Origin of the sequence: Paenibacillus puldeungensis (genome assembly GCF_042678945.1) — a bacterium.
Classification (GTDB): Bacteria; Bacillota; Bacilli; order Paenibacillales; family Paenibacillaceae; genus Fontibacillus; species Fontibacillus puldeungensis.
The window spans coordinates 142,097-161,350 of sequence record NZ_JBHTLM010000005.1 but is presented as its reverse complement, the minus strand read 5'-3'; the positions used below and the strand labels follow the sequence as shown (position 1 = coordinate 161,350).

The 19,254-nt window shown below is 47.3% G+C and carries 22 protein-coding genes and 1 pseudogene; 21 read left to right on the top strand and 2 right to left on the bottom strand.

Annotation, left to right across the window (positions count from 1 at the left end):
- Positions 1-97: 97 nt before the first annotated feature.
- The gene (gene pyk / locus ACFQ3W_RS09330; protein WP_379318952.1) at positions 98-1,531 is read right to left on the bottom strand and encodes a pyruvate kinase; all 1,434 of its coding nucleotides are present in this window, start codon (positions 1,529-1,531) and stop codon (positions 98-100) included.
- A 139-nt stretch (positions 1,532-1,670) separates the two neighbouring features.
- On the opposite strand from pyk, the gene ACFQ3W_RS09325 reads away from it, so the two are divergent.
- The 20 genes and pseudogenes from ACFQ3W_RS09325 to ACFQ3W_RS09230 all read left to right on the top strand — a co-directional run bounded on the left by ACFQ3W_RS09325 (position 1,671) and on the right by ACFQ3W_RS09230 (position 17,434).
- A complete protein-coding gene (locus ACFQ3W_RS09325) occupies positions 1,671-2,573 on the top strand; it encodes a LysR family transcriptional regulator (protein WP_379318950.1) in 903 nt (300 codons plus the stop codon).
- 234 nt (positions 2,574-2,807) lie between these two features.
- Positions 2,808-2,936 carry a nucleotidyltransferase domain-containing protein gene (locus ACFQ3W_RS09320; RefSeq protein ID WP_379318948.1) on the top strand — a complete coding sequence of 43 codons (129 nt, stop codon included), beginning with the start codon at positions 2,808-2,810 and terminating at the stop codon, positions 2,934-2,936.
- On the top strand, positions 2,917-3,270 hold the full coding sequence (locus ACFQ3W_RS09315) for a hypothetical protein (RefSeq protein ID WP_379318946.1): 354 nt from the start codon (positions 2,917-2,919) through the stop codon (positions 3,268-3,270). The genes ACFQ3W_RS09320 and ACFQ3W_RS09315 overlap by 20 nt, the downstream gene beginning before the upstream one ends.
- A 213-nt stretch (positions 3,271-3,483) precedes the next feature.
- A complete protein-coding gene (locus tag ACFQ3W_RS09310) occupies positions 3,484-4,356 on the top strand; it encodes an AraC family transcriptional regulator (RefSeq protein ID WP_379318944.1) in 873 nt (290 codons plus the stop codon).
- Between the two features lie 180 nt (positions 4,357-4,536).
- Positions 4,537-5,790 carry a HipA domain-containing protein gene (locus ACFQ3W_RS09305; protein ID WP_379318942.1) on the top strand — a complete coding sequence of 418 codons (1,254 nt, stop codon included), beginning with the start codon at positions 4,537-4,539 and terminating at the stop codon, positions 5,788-5,790.
- Between the two features lie 318 nt (positions 5,791-6,108).
- A complete protein-coding gene (locus ACFQ3W_RS09300) occupies positions 6,109-7,026 on the top strand; it encodes a helix-turn-helix transcriptional regulator (RefSeq protein WP_379318940.1) in 918 nt (305 codons plus the stop codon).
- A gap of 71 nt (positions 7,027-7,097) precedes the next feature.
- Positions 7,098-7,547, top strand: a complete 450-nt coding sequence (locus ACFQ3W_RS09295; RefSeq protein WP_379318938.1) for a DUF1761 domain-containing protein — start codon at positions 7,098-7,100, stop codon at positions 7,545-7,547.
- Positions 7,548-7,575: 28 nt separating this feature from the next.
- Positions 7,576-8,145 (top strand): YdeI/OmpD-associated family protein, encoded by a 570-nt coding sequence (locus tag ACFQ3W_RS09290; protein WP_379318936.1) that lies wholly within the window; start codon positions 7,576-7,578, stop codon positions 8,143-8,145.
- 184 nt (positions 8,146-8,329) lie between these two features.
- Entirely contained in the window at positions 8,330-8,836 is a 507-nt protein-coding gene (locus tag ACFQ3W_RS09285; RefSeq protein ID WP_379318934.1) for a MerR family transcriptional regulator, read from the top strand.
- The gene (locus ACFQ3W_RS09280) at positions 8,833-9,264 is read left to right on the top strand and encodes an SRPBCC family protein (RefSeq protein WP_379318932.1); all 432 of its coding nucleotides are present in this window, start codon (positions 8,833-8,835) and stop codon (positions 9,262-9,264) included. The genes ACFQ3W_RS09285 and ACFQ3W_RS09280 overlap by 4 nt, the downstream gene beginning before the upstream one ends.
- A gap of 12 nt (positions 9,265-9,276) precedes the next feature.
- Positions 9,277-9,723 carry an SRPBCC family protein gene (locus tag ACFQ3W_RS09275; RefSeq protein WP_379318930.1) on the top strand — a complete coding sequence of 149 codons (447 nt, stop codon included), beginning with the start codon at positions 9,277-9,279 and terminating at the stop codon, positions 9,721-9,723.
- 90 nt (positions 9,724-9,813) lie between these two features.
- Positions 9,814-9,936 (top strand): annotated as a pseudogene (locus tag ACFQ3W_RS09270) (carboxymuconolactone decarboxylase family protein); the annotation flags it as partial.
- Between the two features lie 390 nt (positions 9,937-10,326).
- Positions 10,327-11,454, top strand: a complete 1,128-nt coding sequence (locus ACFQ3W_RS09265) for an acyl-CoA dehydrogenase family protein (RefSeq protein ID WP_379318928.1) — start codon at positions 10,327-10,329, stop codon at positions 11,452-11,454.
- Positions 11,455-11,475: 21 nt separating this feature from the next.
- Positions 11,476-12,291 (top strand): phosphate/phosphite/phosphonate ABC transporter substrate-binding protein, encoded by an 816-nt coding sequence (locus ACFQ3W_RS09260; protein WP_379318926.1) that lies wholly within the window; start codon positions 11,476-11,478, stop codon positions 12,289-12,291.
- A 106-nt stretch (positions 12,292-12,397) separates the two neighbouring features.
- Entirely contained in the window at positions 12,398-13,591 is a 1,194-nt protein-coding gene (locus tag ACFQ3W_RS09255; protein ID WP_379318924.1) for a 5-methyltetrahydropteroyltriglutamate--homocysteine methyltransferase, read from the top strand.
- Positions 13,575-14,063 (top strand): hypothetical protein, encoded by a 489-nt coding sequence (locus ACFQ3W_RS09250; RefSeq protein ID WP_379318922.1) that lies wholly within the window; start codon positions 13,575-13,577, stop codon positions 14,061-14,063. The genes ACFQ3W_RS09255 and ACFQ3W_RS09250 overlap by 17 nt, the downstream gene beginning before the upstream one ends.
- Before the next feature lie 90 nt (positions 14,064-14,153).
- Entirely contained in the window at positions 14,154-15,848 is a 1,695-nt protein-coding gene (locus ACFQ3W_RS09245; RefSeq protein WP_379318920.1) for a M3 family oligoendopeptidase, read from the top strand.
- A gap of 72 nt (positions 15,849-15,920) precedes the next feature.
- Positions 15,921-16,646, top strand: a complete 726-nt coding sequence (locus tag ACFQ3W_RS09240) for a 3-ketoacyl-ACP reductase (protein WP_379318918.1) — start codon at positions 15,921-15,923, stop codon at positions 16,644-16,646.
- A gap of 224 nt (positions 16,647-16,870) precedes the next feature.
- A complete protein-coding gene (locus ACFQ3W_RS09235) occupies positions 16,871-17,110 on the top strand; it encodes an AbrB/MazE/SpoVT family DNA-binding domain-containing protein (protein WP_379318916.1) in 240 nt (79 codons plus the stop codon).
- Complete coding sequence (locus ACFQ3W_RS09230; RefSeq protein ID WP_379318914.1) at positions 17,111-17,434, top strand: type II toxin-antitoxin system PemK/MazF family toxin; 324 nt, start codon at positions 17,111-17,113, stop codon at positions 17,432-17,434.
- 14 nt (positions 17,435-17,448) lie between these two features.
- Here ACFQ3W_RS09230 and ACFQ3W_RS09225 read toward each other — a convergent pair whose 3' ends face one another.
- Positions 17,449-18,378, bottom strand: coding sequence for a GNAT family N-acetyltransferase (locus ACFQ3W_RS09225; protein WP_379318912.1), 930 nt, complete (start codon positions 18,376-18,378; stop codon positions 17,449-17,451).
- A 210-nt stretch (positions 18,379-18,588) separates the two neighbouring features.
- Between ACFQ3W_RS09225 and ACFQ3W_RS09220 the strand changes: the two genes are divergently transcribed.
- Positions 18,589-19,212 carry a hypothetical protein gene (locus ACFQ3W_RS09220; RefSeq protein ID WP_379318910.1) on the top strand — a complete coding sequence of 208 codons (624 nt, stop codon included), beginning with the start codon at positions 18,589-18,591 and terminating at the stop codon, positions 19,210-19,212.
- Positions 19,213-19,254 lie beyond the last annotated feature (42 nt).

The window sequence follows — 19,254 nt, the reverse complement described above, 5'->3', positions numbered from 1 at the left end:
CCTTCTTGCCGCCAGCAGGAAGGTTCGCATAGGGACGCAGGGTAAACAAAAACCATCCGCAGCAGGTGCGATAGGATCCTGCCACGGATGGTTTTTTTTAGAGCGCTTCGCCTACTCGATGAACCCGCAGCAGGTTGGTGGCTCCGGCGCAGCCTGCAGGGACACCTGCGGTGATGACCACCAGGTCGCCATCTTGTACGTAACCGGCCGACTTGGCCAGTTTAACGGCATCTGCTACAGCTGCATCCGTGTTGAAAGCGGACTCGCTGCGGAGCAGCGGGGTTACACCCCAGGTCAAGGACAGGGCGTACAGCACGCTCTCCTTGGTGGATACGGCAATGACCGGTGCAGCCGGCTTGTGCTTGGCGATCATCCGGGCGGTAAAGCCGCTTTCGGTCAGGGCGAGGATGGCCTTGGCGGAGAGCTCGAGGGCGGCGCGGGCAACGGCTTCGCCGATGGCGCCCGTTATGTCGATGGCGGCGGCCCCGTCACCCTTGCAGCTGCAGTGGCCGTAGCGTCCCATGGCGGACTCGGCGCGGGCGGCGATGCGGGCCATGGTCTCGACGGACTCCAGCGGGTACTTGCCTGCGGCGGATTCGCCGGACAGCATGACGCAATCGGTGCCATCGAAGATAGCGTTGGCGACGTCGCCCGCTTCCGCACGGGTCGGACGCGGGTTCATCTGCATGGATTCCAGCATGTGGGTGGCGGTGATGACCGGTTTACCGGCCTGGTTGCACTTCTTGATCATCTCTTTCTGAACCAGCGGCACGTCCTCCACCGGCAGGTCTACGCCCAGATCACCGCGGGCAACCATCAGGCCGTCGGCTACGCTCAGGATGGCGTCCAGGTTCTCCACGCCCTCGTCATTTTCGATCTTGGCGATGACTTGGATATGGCCGGCCTTGTGCTCGCTGAGGATATGTTTGATCTCGAGAATATCTTCGGGTTTGCGGACGAAGGATTGGGCGATGATGTCGATGTTCTGCTCAATGCCGAATTTGATATGCCGGACGTCCTTCTCGGTTACGCCAGGAAGGCTGGTTTTGACTCCCGGAACGTTGACGCCTTTGCGCTGCTTCAGCTTGCCGCCGTTTTTGATGAGGCAGGTGATCTCGGTGCCTTCGGCCTTTACGACCTCCAGACGGACCAGACCGTCATCGATCAGGATGATGCTGCCGGGCTTCACATCTTGGGGCAGCTGCTTGTAGGTGACGTGGATGCGGTCCTTGGTGCCGAGTACTTCTTCGGTGGTCAGAACCACGGTTTCACCGGGTACCAGCTCCGCGTAGTCCGAGGCCATTTTACCGATGCGGATCTCCGGACCTTTGATGTCGAGCATGACGGCAACGTATTGGTTCAGCTCCTTGGCTGCTTCCCGGATGCGGCGGATGCGCTCCGCGTGCTCGTCCAGCTCTCCGTGGGCGAAGTTCAGGCGGGCGACGTTCATACCGGCTTGGATCAGCTTCCGGAGCATTTCGGGGCTTTCGCTGGAGGGACCGATGGTACAGACGATTTTAGTTTTGCTCATGCTTTTTCTCTCCTTAATCATTAACGTTGAACCATTGTGAAAATTTTCCCTAACCCATATAATAAAGCATAACGATTCATCAGAAAAATATATATATTTTCGTTATCCATCAATTTTGATGTAGAAGGCAGGTCATCTTATGAATCTTCACGCCCTTAAAATATTCCACACCATCGCCGAAAAAGGCGGAGTCACCCGCGCCGCGGAGGAATTACGGATCAGCCAGCCTGCGGTTACGGCCCAGGTACGCAACCTGGAGAAGGAGCTGGGCATCCAGCTTTTGGCCGCCAAAGGGCGTGGTATTCTATTGACCGATGCGGGTCGGATGCTGGCCAGCCACGCCAAACGACTGTTTGCGTTGGAGCGTGAGCTGGATGAAGCGGTCCGGGAATACAAGGCCGGGTTCAGCGGGATCCTGCGGATCGTTGCCACCTATCTGCCAGCCAATCTGCTGCTGCCGGAATGGCTGGCTCTCTACAAGCAGGAGCATCCCTCCGTGGAAGTGGTCCTGACGACGGCCAACTCCCGGGAAGCGGTGGAGGGGCTGCTGCAGTACGATGCGGAGGTAGCCGTCTACGGAGGCGGCTGGGAGGAGCAACCGGGCATCGAATGGGAGGAGCTTCTGGAGGACGAGCTCTGGTTTATCGTCCCCAAAAACCATCCATACGCCGGGAAGGAAATTACATTAGCGGAAATGATGAAGGTTCCCTTCATTCTGCGTGAAGAGGGAAGCTCTACCCGTGAGCGTCTCTTCTCCTTGTGCCGGGCATTGAACGTGAATCCTCCCAAGGTCGGTCTGCAATTTAACGGGGTGAACGAGATGGTTCGGGCCGTCATGGCGGGCTACGGAGCTATCTTTATCTCTTCCCTGGCCGTAAGGGACCATGTGGAGCGCGGGGATGTGGACCGTGTGATGGTCAAAGGCGCTTCGCTGCTGAATCCGATTGCCGTCTGTACCCGGAAGCAGGAGATGTTGTCGCCGGCAGCGGCCGCATTCCTCTCACTGGTTCGGGAGCATTCGAAAGGACGGGCAGGTAATTAACTGTTTCGATGGGGCGGGTCACTTCCACATCCCGACTATGAATGAGATTTGAACCGATTACGATGTATCATATTAATTCCAACATATGGTATTATTAGTGCGGACAGATAAGAATATCATTTGTAAAAGGGGTTTATTATGATAGAGCCAATGTTTGAAAATCAAACAGAGTCACAATTAAAGGTGTTAAGTGAAATCAGTACGATTTGTGCAACAATTGGATGCAAATTCTAGTTGCGTGGTGGATGGGCAATCGATTTTTTACTTGGGAAGGTCACCCGTCCACATGACGATATAGACTTGATAACGTGGATACAAAACAGAGAGCAGTTAGAGTGCGCTCTTGCCGAAGCTGGTTATTGAACAGACTCCTGTGAAAGAGCAGTTTCGTGGGAGACAGTCTGATTTTCGCAAGGATGACGTAGACATTACATTTGGCTACATCACCAATACCAATGATGGAAGCATTATTATGAATGACTTGCCAGAGTGGGTATGGCGACACGATTCGTTGTTACCACAGAGCTTTATGCTAAACGGATTATCGGCTCATGTCTTAAACCCTCGACAACTTTTGGAGGAAAAGGAAGTTTACAAACAAATTGGCAGGGAACCTCGATCCAAAGACGAAGATAGCAAAAAGATATTGCATCGTATAATAGCAGAGTTAAATGGACCATTGGGACGAGATACTTAGTGCTAGAAAGCCACTCCATATGTCAGGAGCGGCTTCTTTTATATATGCTGATGTACTCTTTGTGGTCAAATTGTAATTTGTGCTTAGATACAGCGCGGGGAGCAATATCCTAAATATGGGCAAGTTTTTTGCGCACACGACAAAACGGTGCACGAGATGTCGGATGGGTGTTTACGAACCTTGCTATTCTAAAACTGAAGGGAGGTTATTCGAGTGGATTTGCTGGGAAGTCTAAACAAAGCCTTAGAGTATATTGAAGGAAACCTTACGGAGGACATTGACTTGAAGGAAGCGGCTAAACTGGCTCATTGTTCGGAGTATCATTTTTCAAGAATGTTCTCGTTCCTCGCGGGCATCACGCTATCGGAGTACATCCGTCGGAGGCGCTTGACACTAGCTGCATTTGAGCTTCAGACCAGTAATTTAAGAATTGTGGATGTGGCAGTGAAATACGGATACAACTCGGCAGATGCCTTCTCCAGAGCCTTTCAGGGTTTGCACGGGATCTTGCCCTCATCGGTAAAGTCTCATGTCACATCTTTAAAAGCTTATCCGCGAATGACCTTCCAATTAACCATCCAGGGAGGAAGCGCTATGAATTACCGTATTGTAGAAAAAGAGCCGTTTCGTATCGTAGGCATCATGAAGAGAGTACCCATCCAATTTAACGGAGTAAATTCAGAAATTTCATCAATGTGGAACAACTTAACTAGCGATCTCATCGATCAGCTCAAGAAGCTTTCTAATATCGAACCGTTGGGAATCATTCAAGCGTCGACGAATTTTTCCGAAGGACGGATGGTGGAAAATGGGGAGCTTGATCATTATATCGGTGTAGCTACCACACTAGAATGTCCTGAGCAACTGGCGAAATTAGAGGTCCCTTCGAGAACCTGGGCAGTTTTTGAAGCCATAGGGCCGTTTCCAGATACATTGCAGAACGTGTGGGGGCGCATATATTCTGAATGGTTCCCCTCTGCAAATTACGAGTTAACCACGGGACCGGAAATCTTATGGAATGAAAGCAAAGACGTATCATCCCCAACGTTTAAAAGTGAGATCTGGATACCTGTTGCGAAAAAGTGAACGATGGATAAAGGCTAGCCGAGAAGGCTGGCCTTAACTTGCCGTAAAGGCAGCGCGGTGAACCGTATCACAAGTAAGCTCAAAGTCGTGATAAATTTTAAGCATTCATGACGAAATTCTCGCCAGCTTGTTATAATAAAAATATTCGAAGTAAGGGAACCAGGAAATGGAGTGAACGGTATGGCAGATGCTTGGAATACATCCTACACACTCATGCATAAAAATGAACCTGTGGCTGAGATTGAACTGGATGTAGAGACAGTCTCCATTTCAGCGATTGGACAAGTCTATGCCAAGCAGCATGTGCCTGTAGGAATACCTGTCAAGAAGGGGAAAATAGATCGGGCAGCGCTGAATGAATGGTGGAGAGGACGCGCAATTCCGGCCAGCCGGGACGGAATTAAAGAAGCGCTCCTGGAGCTGAATTTGCCTACGACTCAAAAACTGCTGGATAAAAGCTACGGACTCAGCTTGTCCGATCAATATTGGATTCGTCCTTCTGCATCGGGTTTGATGTGGAGTGCCATTAACTTTTTCGACAATTCCTTTTCGGAGGACGTGGGGAATGTGTTGTTCGGCAAAGGCTCATCCGATGCAATGAGTCTGATGTCGCCGGACAATACCTCCGATGGTTGGCTAAAGAAGAAATGGACGATTATAGACGGAAAACGCTTTCTGGTCAAAGGAGGAAGCGGGGCTACTCAGCAGGAGCCGTACAATGAAGTGATTGCCAGCAAGATTATGGAGCGGCTAGGCATCCCCTATGTTCCGTATACGCTGATGGAGCAGGAAGATTATCCTTACAGTGTTTGCGAAAATTTCATAACCCCGCAGACAGAGCTGATTACCGCTTGGTATGTGATGCATACCCAGCAAAAGCCTAATCATATATCGGTGTATCAGCATTACGTGAACTGCTGTAAAGCGCTAGGCATCCCCGGCATTGTTGAGGCGCTTGATCGGATGATGGTTGTGGATTACCTTATTGCCAATGAAGATCGGCATCAGAACAATTTTGGCGTGATCCGACAAGTGGAGACATTGGATTGGATCGGGCCAGCTCCGATTTATGATAGCGGATCATCCCTTTGGTTTTCCAAGCCGCTTGGCTTGATTAGTGCAGACAGCAAGCTGACCTGCAAGCCGTTCAAGCAGAATCATGATGAGCAGATCAAGCTGGTGACCTCCTTCGATTGGCTGGACTTGTCTTTATTGGACCAAATTGAAGATGAGGTAAGGAATATTTTCCGTGGTTCGCTTTTCGTAGACGAGGCTCGCTGTCAAGCGATTTGCCTAGCTTTACGCGGACGAATTGAGCGTTTGCAAGAAATTATTCATACTCGTGAGCCTCAGGCGTGGGTAGATGACCATAGGGACGATGTGAGAGGGAACGTTGCGTACAGCGGTCAGCAGGAGGAAGAAGATGAGTGTTGAATGCTCTATGAGAATAAAAATCGTGACAACGGATTGATGGTTGTCATTATTTTATATTGACAAGTAAAAGGGTGGAGAACAGCGGGATGCTCCATCCTTCTTTTTTTACATCCAAATTTCGCCGTTACCTCCGTTACGGTGAACCACACTATAAATAACGCAATATTTCATAATAGCCATTATGTCTAGCATGTACGCCGCTGGCTCCTTGCGGAGCAAGCCGACGTATCATACATTGGTAAATAGGAATGCTATCAGGTCCCGAAATTCACGAGGAAAAGTTATCGATAATGAAATTATCTGGGAGCGGGGATGCATGTGAAATTGGAGCGGTTGATCTCCATCATTTATAAGCTGTTAAATCATGAAGTTCTCTCCGCATCCATGCTGGCTGAAGAGTTTCAAGTTTCCCAAAGAACGATCTATCGTGATATTGATGTCATCTGTGCCGCCGGATTCCCCGTTGTTTCGTATCAGGGTAGTAATGGGGGATATGGCATGATGGACGGTTACAAAATGGATAAAAGTTTGCTCGGTTCGTACGATATCAATTCACTGATTACTGTACTCCGAAGCTTATCTACCGTGTTTGATGACAAGCGAGCGCAAGGCACCATCGAAAGACTACAGACCATTGAGGCGGAAAAACGTGACGTAAGCTTATCTGTAGACTTGGAAACCTACCGCACAGAGTCTGATGCACTTCGTAATATACGAATGGCCATTGCCCGTCAAACTATCGTCCGATTTGATTACATCAATGCGAGGAATGAACATACTACTCGTTATTTAGAGCCTGTGCGACTTTATTTTAAATACCGTAATTGGTATGTTTACGGGTTTTGCCGAACTCGGCTGGATTACAGGGGATTTAGACTATCTCGGTTGATGAATTTGTCTCTGACACAAGAAACCTTCGAACCACATCAGGATATACCGGAGGAAGGGGAAGCGTTAAATAAGGCTGTGAACGAACAACCGGTGGACGTCCTGATCCGAGTAAATAAGGAGGCTTTAGCGGAAGCCTTGGATCAGTTTAATCAGGTGGATAAGGATTTTCATGACGATGGGAGTATGACGATGCGGATTCCTGTCTTCAGGCCATTGGAAGCAAAATGGTTATGGACGATTCTGATGGGGTTCGGAGGTGGAGCTGAAATCCTCGAGCCCCTCGAACTGCGGAGGGTCATAAAGGAGCGGCTTCAAAAAGCACTCCAGCTTTATGAAGATGTATGACAGACTGCTGTCATACATCTTTTTTTATTATGAGGATAGAAGACAAATCAATAGCAAAGGAGACTAAAGTCATGAATCATCCTGAAGGAAATCACATGCTGGTCGATTTATCAATTTTAGGAGACATCAATTGGATTGCTGTTGCACTCGCTACGGTGGCAATCTCTTTACTGGGAGGTGTATGGTTTACTCTTTTCTTCGGAAAAGCTTATGCTCGTGCTTTAGGAAAGGAGAGTTCACCCAAAGAAAAGCCAGCTCCTATATTTATCGCGGGTCCCTTTGTTTGCGGCTTCGTAACCGTCGTTGCAATGGCCATTTTGATTCAAGCCTTCCAAATTCAATCCGTACGGGATGCGATCATTTTCGGTGGCATTGTTGGAGCAGGTTTACTGGCTGCAACGACCGTCAACACAGGAATAAACCCAAACATTCCACGGCCTCTATTATATGGGCTTGTCAGCGGAAGTTATTTTTTACTATCCGGTTGGATAGTCAGTCTCATACTTGTAGCCATGGGTTGATGGGGTGCAAACCCCAAAGGTGGGCTCTATGGAAATTGAAAGGCTGGTCCCTTTAAGATCGAGGGCAGAATTGAGGAACTGGCTACAGGATTATGGTAAGACGGAAACCTCTTGCTGGATTGTAATCAGTATGACGCCCAGACCCGATACGGTGTTATATTTAGATGCTGTCGAGGAGGCCTTATGTGTTGGATGGATCGATGGAGTCAAAAAGAAAATATCCGAAACGGAGCTTGCGCAGAGGCTGTCGCCTAGAAGACCGAGAAGCTCCTGGACTGAGTTGAATAAGGAACGCGTCCGCCGGCTTGAGAAGCTGGGACTAATGCGGGACGAAGGCCGTAGGGTGCTTCCTAAAATGGATGCAGGCTCCTTTAAGCTTGATCGTGATATTGAACAAAAGCTGAAAGAGGAAAGGCAGATTTATATTAATTTCATGGCATTCCCGGACCTATATAAAAGAGTCCGGATAGACACCATTCAAAGCATTAGGAACCAGCCTGAATTATTTGAGAGCCGATTAAACAAATTTATAGCTAACACCAGAGAAAACAAAATGTATGGCAATTGGCATGATCATGGACGTCTGCTTGATTATTAAGAAGGGGGCTATTACATCGCCTGATCAGTGGGCATTTAGCTTGAATAGACTATTCCCATATAAAAGGGTATGGGTATGGAAATAGCGAAAGAATGTTAATAGAAAATTATGCTTGCACCTTACGTAACGTCATCTTTTATAGTTAAGCTACCGGTAAACAGTTAGCGCTAACGAGGGAGTTGCTATGAAACGATATTGGAAGGTAGGGGACCTCTCCAAAATAACGGGACTCACCGTACGAACTTTGCGATTCTACAATCAAATCGGGTTGTTCTCGCCGTCCGGTCAGACGGAGTCCGGTCACAGGCTTTACGATGAGTCCGACCTGTCGCTTCTGCAGCAGATTTTGTCGCTTAAAGAGCTAGGCTTATCCCTTGAAGAGATCAAGTCAGCCCTCTATGGGGAACGGATTAGTCCGCTGGAGATCGTTAATCTACAAATGGCCCGGATCAAGGAGCAAATCAAGCTGCAGCAAAATCTCCTTGAACAGCTTCAACATGTATCCAAGCTGATGCAGGGGAAGGCGCCGTTAGCTGTTGAGGATTTCACACAACTTCTGCAAGCGATGAAAATAAATCATGAGAAGTTGATCATCGAACGGCGTACGAGCTGGGAGTACCGGTTGGATGTACTGGGAGATTTTCTAACCCATGATAAGGAAGAAATGAAATCAGAGGAGGACAAACTTTGACTGAACGCTTCGTCAAACACGCTACTTTCGTCGTTGAGCGGACCTACGCCGCGTCGCCTGCGAAGGTCTACCAAGCTTGGGCCGACCCGGCCGCTAAATCAAAGTGGTTCTCCAAGCCAGAGATCTTCGAATTCCGTGTCGGAGGGCGTGAATATAGCCGCGGGGGTCCGCCGGAGGGACCGGTCTTTACTTTCGACGTCTGCTACCAAGAAATTATTCCGGAGCAGCGCATTGTTTATAGTTATACCCTAGATTCGGACGACATAAGAATCTCCGTTTCTATCACAACGATCGAGCTCATCCCGACCGTTGGCGGCACGAAGCTGATTTTTACTGAGCAAGGAGCCTTTTTCGATGGGTATGATACACCGGAAGTACGGGAGCATGGAACGAAAGAAATGCTTGATGCACTAGGCAAAACGCTCTAAGGGGGATAAGGCATGACACCGATTGTGGGAAAAAATGAAGTTATAAACTCGCGTAAGTTCGACTTTCCGCTGGAGTTGGTCTTCAAAGCATGGACGACCCCCGAGCAACTGGCTCGCTGGTGGGGACCGAAGGGATTTACCAATACGTTTGAAGAATTCGAATTTACGCCGGGAGGCCATTGGCGTTTTGTCATGCACGGACCGAATGGCGTAGACTATCCCAATCACAGTGTCTTTGAGGAGATCGTACCGTTGGAACGCATCGTGATCCGCCATCTGAACACCCCCGAATTTCTGTTGACGGCCACTTTCGAGGGGATTGACGGTGTAACAAAAGTGACTTGGCGCCAGCAATTTATGAAATCGGCAGCATTCAATCAAGCGAAATCGTTCTTGGCCGAAGCTAATGAACAGAATTTAGATCGGCTGAACGATCTGCTTTCCGAATGTAGTGGATAAATGGAGGGGTACCGGGAGGTACCCCTCCAAGACTTGCCGTTACAAACAGGATGGAGAGCTGCATTATAACCCCCGTATTACCTTCGTTTAGCCAGGGAGAATGGGCTGGATTCGGAGGAAATAGTGGAGTCCATTACGCATCTCGCCTTCTATCTCGGGTGGTCGCGTGCCGCTTCCGCACTTTCGGTCGCTAAGAGTATCTTTTCAATATAAGATGAAAATATAAAAACAGGAAAATAATGGGTTCCCTTAACCGTTGAAGGGCGCAGAATGAGAAACTAACGGAGGATTATGAGCATCGAAGTAAAGCCCCATTCCGTGAATATTATTCAAATCAAATAAGATGGTAGCGACAAATTAGTGGCACGGGAATGAGAACCCGTGCCACTTTACGATATGTTGCAAGAGTAGATAGTGATAAACGGTTTAGTATATTTTGCTGATAGAACCGTTCGGTGGCTTGAATTCAGAGTGCATTACCCACGTCCTGTTAGTTTGGGAATCAGCATCCGCAATACGAACAATTATCATATAATAACTAGTTTATGATATATTTATTGAGGTGTACGGTACGGAATAGCATTGCAAAAGGAAGGGATTTTGATGAAACAGGTTTATCAAGAAGCTAAAGAGTTTGCGAAGTCTTACATAGCGCCTTACACGGATCAGACAGATAGAGACGCTAGATTCCCTGAAGAATCTTTTAAAGAGCTGGGTGAGAAAGGCTTTTTTAAACTTTTGATTCCGGAGGAATACGGCGGATTCGGCAAAGGACTGGAGGAGCATGCTCAAGCTTGTCATGCATTTGCGGAGACCTGCTCTACGACAGCTCTTTGCTACATGATGCATAATGTTGCGGTTATGTGCCTGGTAACGCACGGTAGCGATGAGCTGAAGAAAAGGGTGTTTACGGACATCGTTGAAAACGGAAAATTCATGGCTTTGGCCTACAGTGAATTCGGGACAGGCACTCACTTCTATAAGCCGGAAATGGCTACTGAGGTTAACGGCGATCTCACAACGTTTAACGGAAAGAAGAGCATGGTTACGTCGGCATCCCACGCGTCTTACTATCTTGTTCTTGCCCCCTCTGTGGAAGAAGGAAAGATCAACAACTGGGTAATTCCTCTGGAAGCAGAAGGTCTATCTTTTGAAATGTCAGGCTGGCAGGGACTGGGGATGCGAGGCAATTCCTCTTGTCCGATGAACGTCGATCATGTCACGCTGGACTCATCTTACCGCATCGGAGCAGAAGGCTCAGGCGAGGAGCAGGTATTTAATGTCGTCGCTCCGTTCTTTATTACAGGGCTCGCAGCCGTGTACGGAGGCACGGCCCTCCATATGTTTGAGGTAGCAAGCAGCCATGCTGTGAGCCGAAAATATCCGGATGGAAGCTCGTTAGCCCATATTGAAACCGTCCAAATTCACTTGGGGAATATATACAAGCAGGCGACCGCGGCGAAAGCGATGACGATGGAAGCGGCGAGAGCCGGTGCGAACGGAGAAGCGGACGCACTTACCAAGATTTTGGCGGCGCGGGTTTTTGCTTCGGAAGCGGCTATCGAATGTGGAAGACTGGCGATGAGAGTAGGCGGAGGTAAAGCTTACAATAAGGCTCTTCCGCTCGAAAGACTGCTCCGGGATTCTTATGCCGGTCAAATTATGGCTCCAAGTGCCGATGTGTTGTCGGTATGGCTTGGAAAAGCATTAACGGGTCAGATGATTCCCTAAGAAGTAAAGGAGTGAGCTAAGATGGGTCAAAATACAATTAAAGTAGGGGCCGTCATTTATGATCCTCGGGTTACCGTCATCTGGGGGATCATTGCTGATTTTTTCAAAGAGGAAGGCATGGAGATCGAATGTGTCTTCTATAAGGACTATGAGGGACAAGTTGATGGCCTGATGAATCGGGAGATCGACATTGCCTGGAATTCGCCGCTCGCTTGGCTGGATACGTACTTAAGAACCGAGGGCAAATGCCAGATCAGCTCCATGAGAGATACGGACAGAGACAGAAAGACGATCTTCGTCGTTCGCAAGGACAGCGGCATTACCGATCTCGAGGGGCTGAGAGGCAAGACGATTGGCTTTGGAGCCATCGACTCTCCTCAAGCACGGTTGATTCCCATCAATCATCTGCATAAGCATGGGCTTGAATATGGAGCGGACTATGTAGAGAAACGGTTTGATATCGGCGTGGGCCTCCACGGGGACCATGTTGGGGGCGAGCTGGATGCCTTGAAAGCACTCATAGCGGGAACCGTTGACGCATCTGTCATGCTGGACTTAAATTTTGAGGCTTGGAAGAAAGACGGCACTTTGGATGAGAATCAAATCGTAAGCATTGACGCAACAGATCTCTTTGACCACTGCATTTTCACAGCACATCCTGATTTTTCGACGGAGCGGTTTGTGGAGTGGCAGAACGTGCTTCACCGGATGGATTATACGAATGAAGCTCATCAGAAGATGATGGATTTGGAAGGCCTCAAGCAGTGGGTCGAAGGTAGAATTACCGGATTCCAGCAGCTGAGAGAAGCCAATGACTATTTAAACTTCTTCAAATAAGTTCAGGTAAGCAACCTTTAAGGAAAAGAGAAGCGTGGAACATTCCGCTACTTCTCTTTTCCTTATCTATATTTATATTTATATTTACTTTGGGAGAAACGAACAGATGAAAAAACAGCTACCCTTATTTCCTACCTCCTTAATCGGAAGCATGCCCAGATCCAAATTGGTGCTAAGCGCCCTAAGAATGATGAGAAGTGGCCGGATTGATCCGAGCGATTTCAATCGGCTCATTGAAGAGGAAACAGGCAAGGTCGTCAAGCTTCAGGAGGAGCTGGGGATGGATGTGATCACCAGCGGCGAGCTGGGACGAGATAATTATGTGTCCTTCGTCTCCGATAAAATTGGCGGCGTTCAAATGATGAGCATGAGTGAAATGCTCGATTATGTGGAGGATAAAAAGGCTTTTGAAGAAATGCTGACTATACTTGATGTTCCGGCGGTGAGCCTGAAAAATGCCATTTGTGTAGGCAAGCTCCAGTATAAGGGCGATATTGTGGCGAATGAGCTTTTGAGCTTGAAGAAGTTCACCGACAAACCGGTGAAGATCACATTGCCAGGGCCCTATCTGCTTACCCGCTCGATGTGGCTTCCAAGTCTCTCCGGTAAGGTCTATGGGAGCAAGGAGGAGCTTGGGCAGGATGTGATCCGGATCATGAAGGAGGAGATCGACCACCTGATCAGTATAGGGGTTGACGTGATTCAATTGGATGAACCGGTATTAACTGAAGTGGTGTTTACGGAGGGCAAGCCAAGGTCGTTTATGTGCGCAGCGCTTTCCGAGAGAAAGGACCCGAAGGAAGAGCTTGAATTTGCCGGAGCTTTGATCGGAGCGTTGATGGAGTATATCGACCGGACAAGGACGGTAGCTTCGCTCCATGTATGCAGAGGGAACTGGAGCAAAAATGAAAGCACCTTATTGACCGGACCTTATACACCGCTGCTCGAATTATTTGCCAAGGTGAGTCCCGATCTGCTGGCGCTTGAATTCTCCACACCAAGGGCAGGAGAGCTAGACTCCTTACTAGCCGATTCCAGAATTGCAGCGAATGCAGCGCTAGGTTTAGGTGTCATCAATCCGCGTACGGATGAAGTGGAGGCGGTTGATCCGATCGTCAGAAGAGCTCAAGAAGCCATGAACTATCTTCCAAAGGAGCGATTGTGGCTGAATCCCGACTGCGGCTTCGCAACCTTTTCGAATAGCCCCGTCAATGTGCTTGAGACGATTTCAGATAAAATCCGTGCGTTAACCGAAGCAGCTTCTATCTTAAGGAGTAGCGTGTATGAAGCGGGGAAATGACGAAAGAAACGCCTTGTATGAGTCCAAAATGTTCGATGTCACCTTTAGAGCAACCTCGAATGATCTTTCCACGGTGAAGATTTATACGAGTAAAACCAGCTTTCAAATCGAAAAGCAAATCAGCTTTGACTCGGAGTATCCATCCATCACCAGTCTGGAATACTTCGCAGGATCTGTTTTAAGCAGCATGCTTTTGTCGTTTTTGGAGCAGTCGAAAAAGAGGGGCTCTATCATGGAAGAGCTTGAAGGAGTATTGAGCCTTTCTCTAGCGAACCCGTTAACCTTAATTGGTGTAAAAGGGTACGAGGAAGAACCTTTTATCTCTAAAATGGCAGTAACTATTTATTTATATGTTGAGCTGGAGGGCAAGGAGTTTGAAGACTTTTGCGCGGAAGCCCTTGCTAACTCTCCGATTTACAATACGTTAAGAAGATCAATGGAGTTCGAGGTTCTATTTAAAAAGCTTGTATGAGTTATTTGGAAGGTGTATAACTACTACAACCGAATAGACTAAAATGGATATGACAATCCAGACAACAAAATAAGGGAAGGAGAGTTATCCATGAAACAAGCAGGGCAGAAGTATTATAAAGAATTAATCGATTTACAGGATGTACAAGGGGTCGAAGCTCAAATCCAAGGTTTACTTGAGGTTAAGATCGAATCGGTCTCTGAGCTGGAAAAGTGGTTAAAGGATGAAAAGGACTTAATGATGAAAATCGCCGAGGCGTTGACAGGGCACCAAGTTGACTTCTACCGAAACACAGAGGACCCGGACATCAAATCGACGTACCTTCATGATCAGCAAACCATTCAGCCCCTATTAATGAAATATGAAGCCCTATTGAATGAGAAATGCTGTGAATCTCCTTTTTTCAATCAATTGGATGAACCGCGTTATGGCTTGATGCGGCGCGTGCGTGAAACGAAAATTAAGCTTTTCAGGGAAGAAAACATTCCATTAATGGTGAAGGAACAGGAGCTTAATACGAAGTATAGTGAAATTATGGGCGGGTTAACCGTTGAATGGGAAGGCGAGGACAAGCCTTTTCCGTATATCCAATCCATGCTGGATCATCCAGATCGAGCCGTCCGAGAAAAAGCCTATCACGCGATGATGTCTGCCTACCGTCAAATTAAGCCCGATATGGATGCCATCATGGATGAGCTTGTTCAATTACGCCATCAGATTGCTTTAAACGCAGGCTTTGAGAATTATCGGGATTATATGTTTGTAGCCAAAAATCGGGAGTATAGTATCCAGGATTGCTATGACTTTCATGAAAATGTAGAGAAACATATTATCCCAGCCTGGAATCGACTCGCCGATATTTTTAAGTCCAAGCTTGGTGTCGATACATATCGCCCTTGGGACAACACCGCTAAATTGATGAAGAACCCACCCTACTCCGAGGTCGCTAAGCTGATGGATGGCGTTTCTGAAATGTTAGGAAAGACCGACTCCTATTTCAAAGATCGCTTTGATTACATGAGAGAGCACGGGCTGCTGGATCTTGGAGATCGCAAAGGGAAAAGCCCGGGTGGTTTTTGTACCTCCTTACCTGTTTCGGGGGACACGTTTGTCTTTGCTAACTTTAGTCCATCCTTCTTCTCTCTGATTGCCTTAATTCATGAAATGGGCCATGCGGTGAATGGGTACCTCGAGTCCGCCGAGCACGGTCCTCAGGAAGAGCACCGGCAACGGGCGGAAGTCGCTGAACTATTTTCACACGGAATGGAATTGCTCTCATTGGATAAGCTGGATCGCTTTTATCCGGAAGAAGAAGACTTCAAGAATGCTCAGCGTGAAGAGCTAAGACGGGCATTTACCATGTTGATTGGCCCACTCGCAGGAGATCTCTTTCAGCACTGGATGTATACGAACCCTAAACACACGGCCAAAGAGCGGGATGCCAAATTCTATGAAATCTCAAAACGTTATAGCTTAAACCCTGTCGACACCACGGGGTATGAGGACGCCATTGGAATGAGCTGGGCAGGCACCCTTCATTATTTCGAAGTTCCTTTCTATAATATTGAATACTCGATCTCGATGCTGGGGGCTCTACAATTACTTGAGAATTATCGCAATAACCCAGAGCAAGCTGTCGAATCCTATAAAAAAGGGGCAGGTGCGGACTACAATCAATCGATTGCCGCGATTTATGAGGAAACAGGGGTACGCTTTGACTTTTCAGAGCCGACCGTGAAGCGTATGGGTGAATTCCTGGAGAAAGTGATTCAGGACATTCATTAACGAAGAGGCTGCAAATATATTTACATGATATAATTTGGAACATATCGATGAATTGGAGAGGAGCTTGCTTGTATGGCACAATCTTTAAATGCTAAAGTAGCGATCGTAACCGGAGGAGCAAGAGGGATCGGGAAAGCAACGGCTATTGCACTCGCAAAGGAAGGCGTAAACGTTGGTTTACTGGCAAGAACAGAAGCGACACTTAAAGAGGTAGCAGCTGAAATTGAAAGCTTAGGCGTAAAAGTGGCTTATGTAGCGGTGGATATCACCTCCCAGGAACAAGTGGAGGCGGCTGTTGAGGCTTTAAAGAATGAGCTGGGTCCTGCGGATATTCTCATTAACAGCGCAGGGGTTGCCACCTTTGGTACACTTCTGGAGATGGATCCAGAGGAATGGAAGGGTATGATCGATACGAATCTCATGGGCACTTATTATGTTACACGCGCCGTACTACCTCAATTGATCGAGAAAAATAAGGGAGATATTATCAATATCGCCTCCACCAACGGGCTGAACGGAGCTGCTACAGCAAGTGCTTACAGTGCTTCCAAGTTTGCCGTAATCGGTTTTACCGAATCGCTTGCCCAGGAAGTCCGTCGAAACAATATTCGTGTATCGGCGCTGGCACCAAGTACCGTTGCGACAGATATGGCGCTTGAGTTAAATCTGATTAAGGAAAATATTGATTCCAAATTCATTCAGCCGGAAGACCTGGCCGAGTTCATTGTCGACCAGTTAAAAATAAATCCCCGGATGTATATTAAATCAGCAAGCTTCATCGCAACGAACCCATTTTAAGAAAGCAATTTAGAAAAAGCGAAATCGTATATAGATGAACCACTTCTAGCCTGTGTTAATGCCAGGCTATTTTTTTTGATTCATCCACATTGGACCTGGAGCATAGATCCATTTTGATAGTGATAAAGCATCATTCCTTAGCGTTGTGTATATACTAAGTATATACAACGGAATGAGGGCGTGATACGATGGTACAAAGGAATCAAAAAAGAGGAGGCTTATCCATGCCGACAACCGTGCAAAAGTGGGGAAACAGCCTTGGTATTCGTATCCCAAGCCAGATCGCCGAGGCGATTGCGCTTCGCCAAGGTACCGAAGTTGATTTGATCGTAGGTGACGATCATACGCTTATCGTGGTACCAGCAAAGAAAAAGCCGACATTGGAACAGTTGTTGGCTCAGTGCAAACCAGAGAATCGCCACGATGAAATGGACTTTGGCGTAGAAGGGAAGGAATCGCTCTAAATGAGTGTAGACCGAGGAGATCTAGTATGGATAAACTTCAATCCCCAAGCAGGTCACGAACAAGCCGGGAGAAGGTCTGCCATCGTATTGTCACCTAAAGCGTTTAATGAAACGACCGGTTTTGTTTCTGTTTGTCCGATTACACATACGGTTAGAGGATGGGGCTTTGAAGTAGAGCTGCCTGATGGCCTTGTATTTGACGGGGGTATTTTAACGGACCAAATCAAAAATCTCGATTGGCGAGCAGGGCGTATTGATGTCGTCGGTAAAGCCCCCGATGAAGTTGTTGAGGAGTGTTTAGACAAAATACATACCTTTTTGTAAGCGGGTCTCTTCCTTCAAGTAACATCATTAGAGTCAAAGGTTTTTTCCCAGACATAGCTTTTAAAAACAGCTTCAAAGCCAAGTCTTTTGTAAAAGTCCATAGTGGATCCGACGTAAGCGGATTTTGCTCCGCAATCTGCGATCCGGTGGAGTCCCTCCAAAATGACGGCTCGACCTAACCCCTTCTTGCGGGCAGTAGGTATGGTGCCGACAGGCTCCAGAATACCATGTTGATTCCAGGTGTCGTACCATAGCGTACAGAATGAAACGACCTCTCCCGATTCGTCAACAATCGACAGATCCAAATCCGCTCGGTAATCGGGGGCTAGCTTCATCCGTTCGAAAGCAAGGGGAACGGTTGTGTCACGGGCATCATCAAAGTCAAAGTAACCGAATGCTTTGGCATGAGCAAGAGCTTTTGCTTCACTCGAAACGTCCGGTCCGGATTGAATGCGATAACCCTGGGGGAGATCAACTGACCCCAGATTGCTTAAAGGAAGAATCGATATGGTGTCATCCCAATCTAATTTCTTATAGCCTCTCGAATGTGCGATGGATTCCCGTATGGAATCACCGTCTGGAATTCGTAAACGGATGACCCGTTTACCTTTATCCTGCACAGTTAAGGAACTCTCTGAAAAAACGAACATTTCTTCAAGTATCACAGAAGACAGAGGGAATCGTACTTGGAAAAAGGCTTCACCACTCTCTTCACCTTCCGAGTTTACAACTCCGACGATTGTACCCGTTTCATCTTCCCAAATTCCTACTGTTTTTTCCCATGAGTCGAACGTGTCATGCATGGTATGGCTGACTGCCCTGCAGAAGTTCCATCTGTCGATAAGCCAATTGCCGAGATTGTCCGATTCCCGGAAGCTGTCAACAAGCATGTCCCGGATTTTTATGAAATCCTCTGTCTGATAACTGCGATATTTAACGTTCACACGATCACCGCTCTCGTATTAACCATTTTGTCCACAAACTGACTCCGGACTATGAATATCATATCAAATAGTCTTTTTTCATGTGTAAGCAAATCGCACATATTTCCAGAATTCAGGTAAAAAGTAGGTAGATTCATGCCAAACGATCATTATAATGGAAATAAGGTATACCTAAATGGCTGTTCAATTCTACAAAGGAGTTATGGTGCGATGTCTATGAATCAGCAGATTCACAAGGAATCCATGGAGTATCTAACGACGGCCCCTCTTCGCGAAAATGACGCTAAGTTTATCAGTGCATTGGATAATGTAGCCTATGAGTTTTTAACAGCAGATGAAGCCGTTTTGATCGAACAGCTGTATTTTAAACTGAAAGACCTCGCACTGCGAAACAAAATTCTGTACGGTCTAATCCGGTGCAAGGATTTGGAACTGAAGGATTTTTTTCAGAAAGCCTATAAAAAGGAACGATACTTGGACATGAGATTGCTCGCGGTCCATGGCTTAGCCCATTATGCTTCAGAAGAAGAGATCGACAAGGTCATGGATCATTTCCTTAAAATTTTGATAAAAAGGCCGGAGACTACCCCCTATAACTACCAAGAATATGAGTTTTTAAGATCTGCCTTCGGGCTGCCTCTCCTCATTAAAAAATTCGGCTATTCCTGCTTTGAAAAAGTACTGCAGCAAGTTGAGAAACAGTATCAAGATATGCCGGAAGCGTTTAAAGGACATTTTACCTATGATGAAGATGGAAAGCCAGTTCTGTTGAGACTTCCAAGCGAAACGAAAAAAATGATGGATCGCTTTTTTGCCTCGAAGTACGGTCGCTAATCGGCTGAACAAGGAGGGTCTTAAGACTTTGAATAAGGAGTG

Bases quoted from the DNA above. Each gene is read 5' to 3' on its own strand.
- pyk (WP_379318952.1), bottom strand. From the start codon at position 1,531: ATGAGCAAAACTAAAATCGTCTGTACCATCGGTCCCTCCAGCGAAAGC.
- ACFQ3W_RS09325 (WP_379318950.1), top strand. From the start codon at position 1,671: ATGAATCTTCACGCCCTTAAAATATTCCACACCATCGCCGAAAAAGGC.
- ACFQ3W_RS09305 (WP_379318942.1), top strand. From the start codon at position 4,537: ATGGCAGATGCTTGGAATACATCCTACACACTCATGCATAAAAATGAA.
- ACFQ3W_RS09295 (WP_379318938.1), top strand. From the start codon at position 7,098: ATGAATCATCCTGAAGGAAATCACATGCTGGTCGATTTATCAATTTTA.
- ACFQ3W_RS09290 (WP_379318936.1), top strand. From the start codon at position 7,576: ATGGAAATTGAAAGGCTGGTCCCTTTAAGATCGAGGGCAGAATTGAGG.
- ACFQ3W_RS09285 (WP_379318934.1), top strand. From the start codon at position 8,330: ATGAAACGATATTGGAAGGTAGGGGACCTCTCCAAAATAACGGGACTC.
- ACFQ3W_RS09275 (WP_379318930.1), top strand. From the start codon at position 9,277: ATGACACCGATTGTGGGAAAAAATGAAGTTATAAACTCGCGTAAGTTC.
- ACFQ3W_RS09265 (WP_379318928.1), top strand. From the start codon at position 10,327: ATGAAACAGGTTTATCAAGAAGCTAAAGAGTTTGCGAAGTCTTACATA.
- ACFQ3W_RS09260 (WP_379318926.1), top strand. From the start codon at position 11,476: ATGGGTCAAAATACAATTAAAGTAGGGGCCGTCATTTATGATCCTCGG.
- ACFQ3W_RS09255 (WP_379318924.1), top strand. From the start codon at position 12,398: ATGAAAAAACAGCTACCCTTATTTCCTACCTCCTTAATCGGAAGCATG.
- ACFQ3W_RS09250 (WP_379318922.1), top strand. From the start codon at position 13,575: ATGAAGCGGGGAAATGACGAAAGAAACGCCTTGTATGAGTCCAAAATG.
- ACFQ3W_RS09245 (WP_379318920.1), top strand. From the start codon at position 14,154: ATGAAACAAGCAGGGCAGAAGTATTATAAAGAATTAATCGATTTACAG.
- ACFQ3W_RS09240 (WP_379318918.1), top strand. From the start codon at position 15,921: ATGGCACAATCTTTAAATGCTAAAGTAGCGATCGTAACCGGAGGAGCA.
- ACFQ3W_RS09235 (WP_379318916.1), top strand. From the start codon at position 16,871: ATGCCGACAACCGTGCAAAAGTGGGGAAACAGCCTTGGTATTCGTATC.
- ACFQ3W_RS09230 (WP_379318914.1), top strand. From the start codon at position 17,111: ATGAGTGTAGACCGAGGAGATCTAGTATGGATAAACTTCAATCCCCAA.
- ACFQ3W_RS09220 (WP_379318910.1), top strand. From the start codon at position 18,589: ATGTCTATGAATCAGCAGATTCACAAGGAATCCATGGAGTATCTAACG.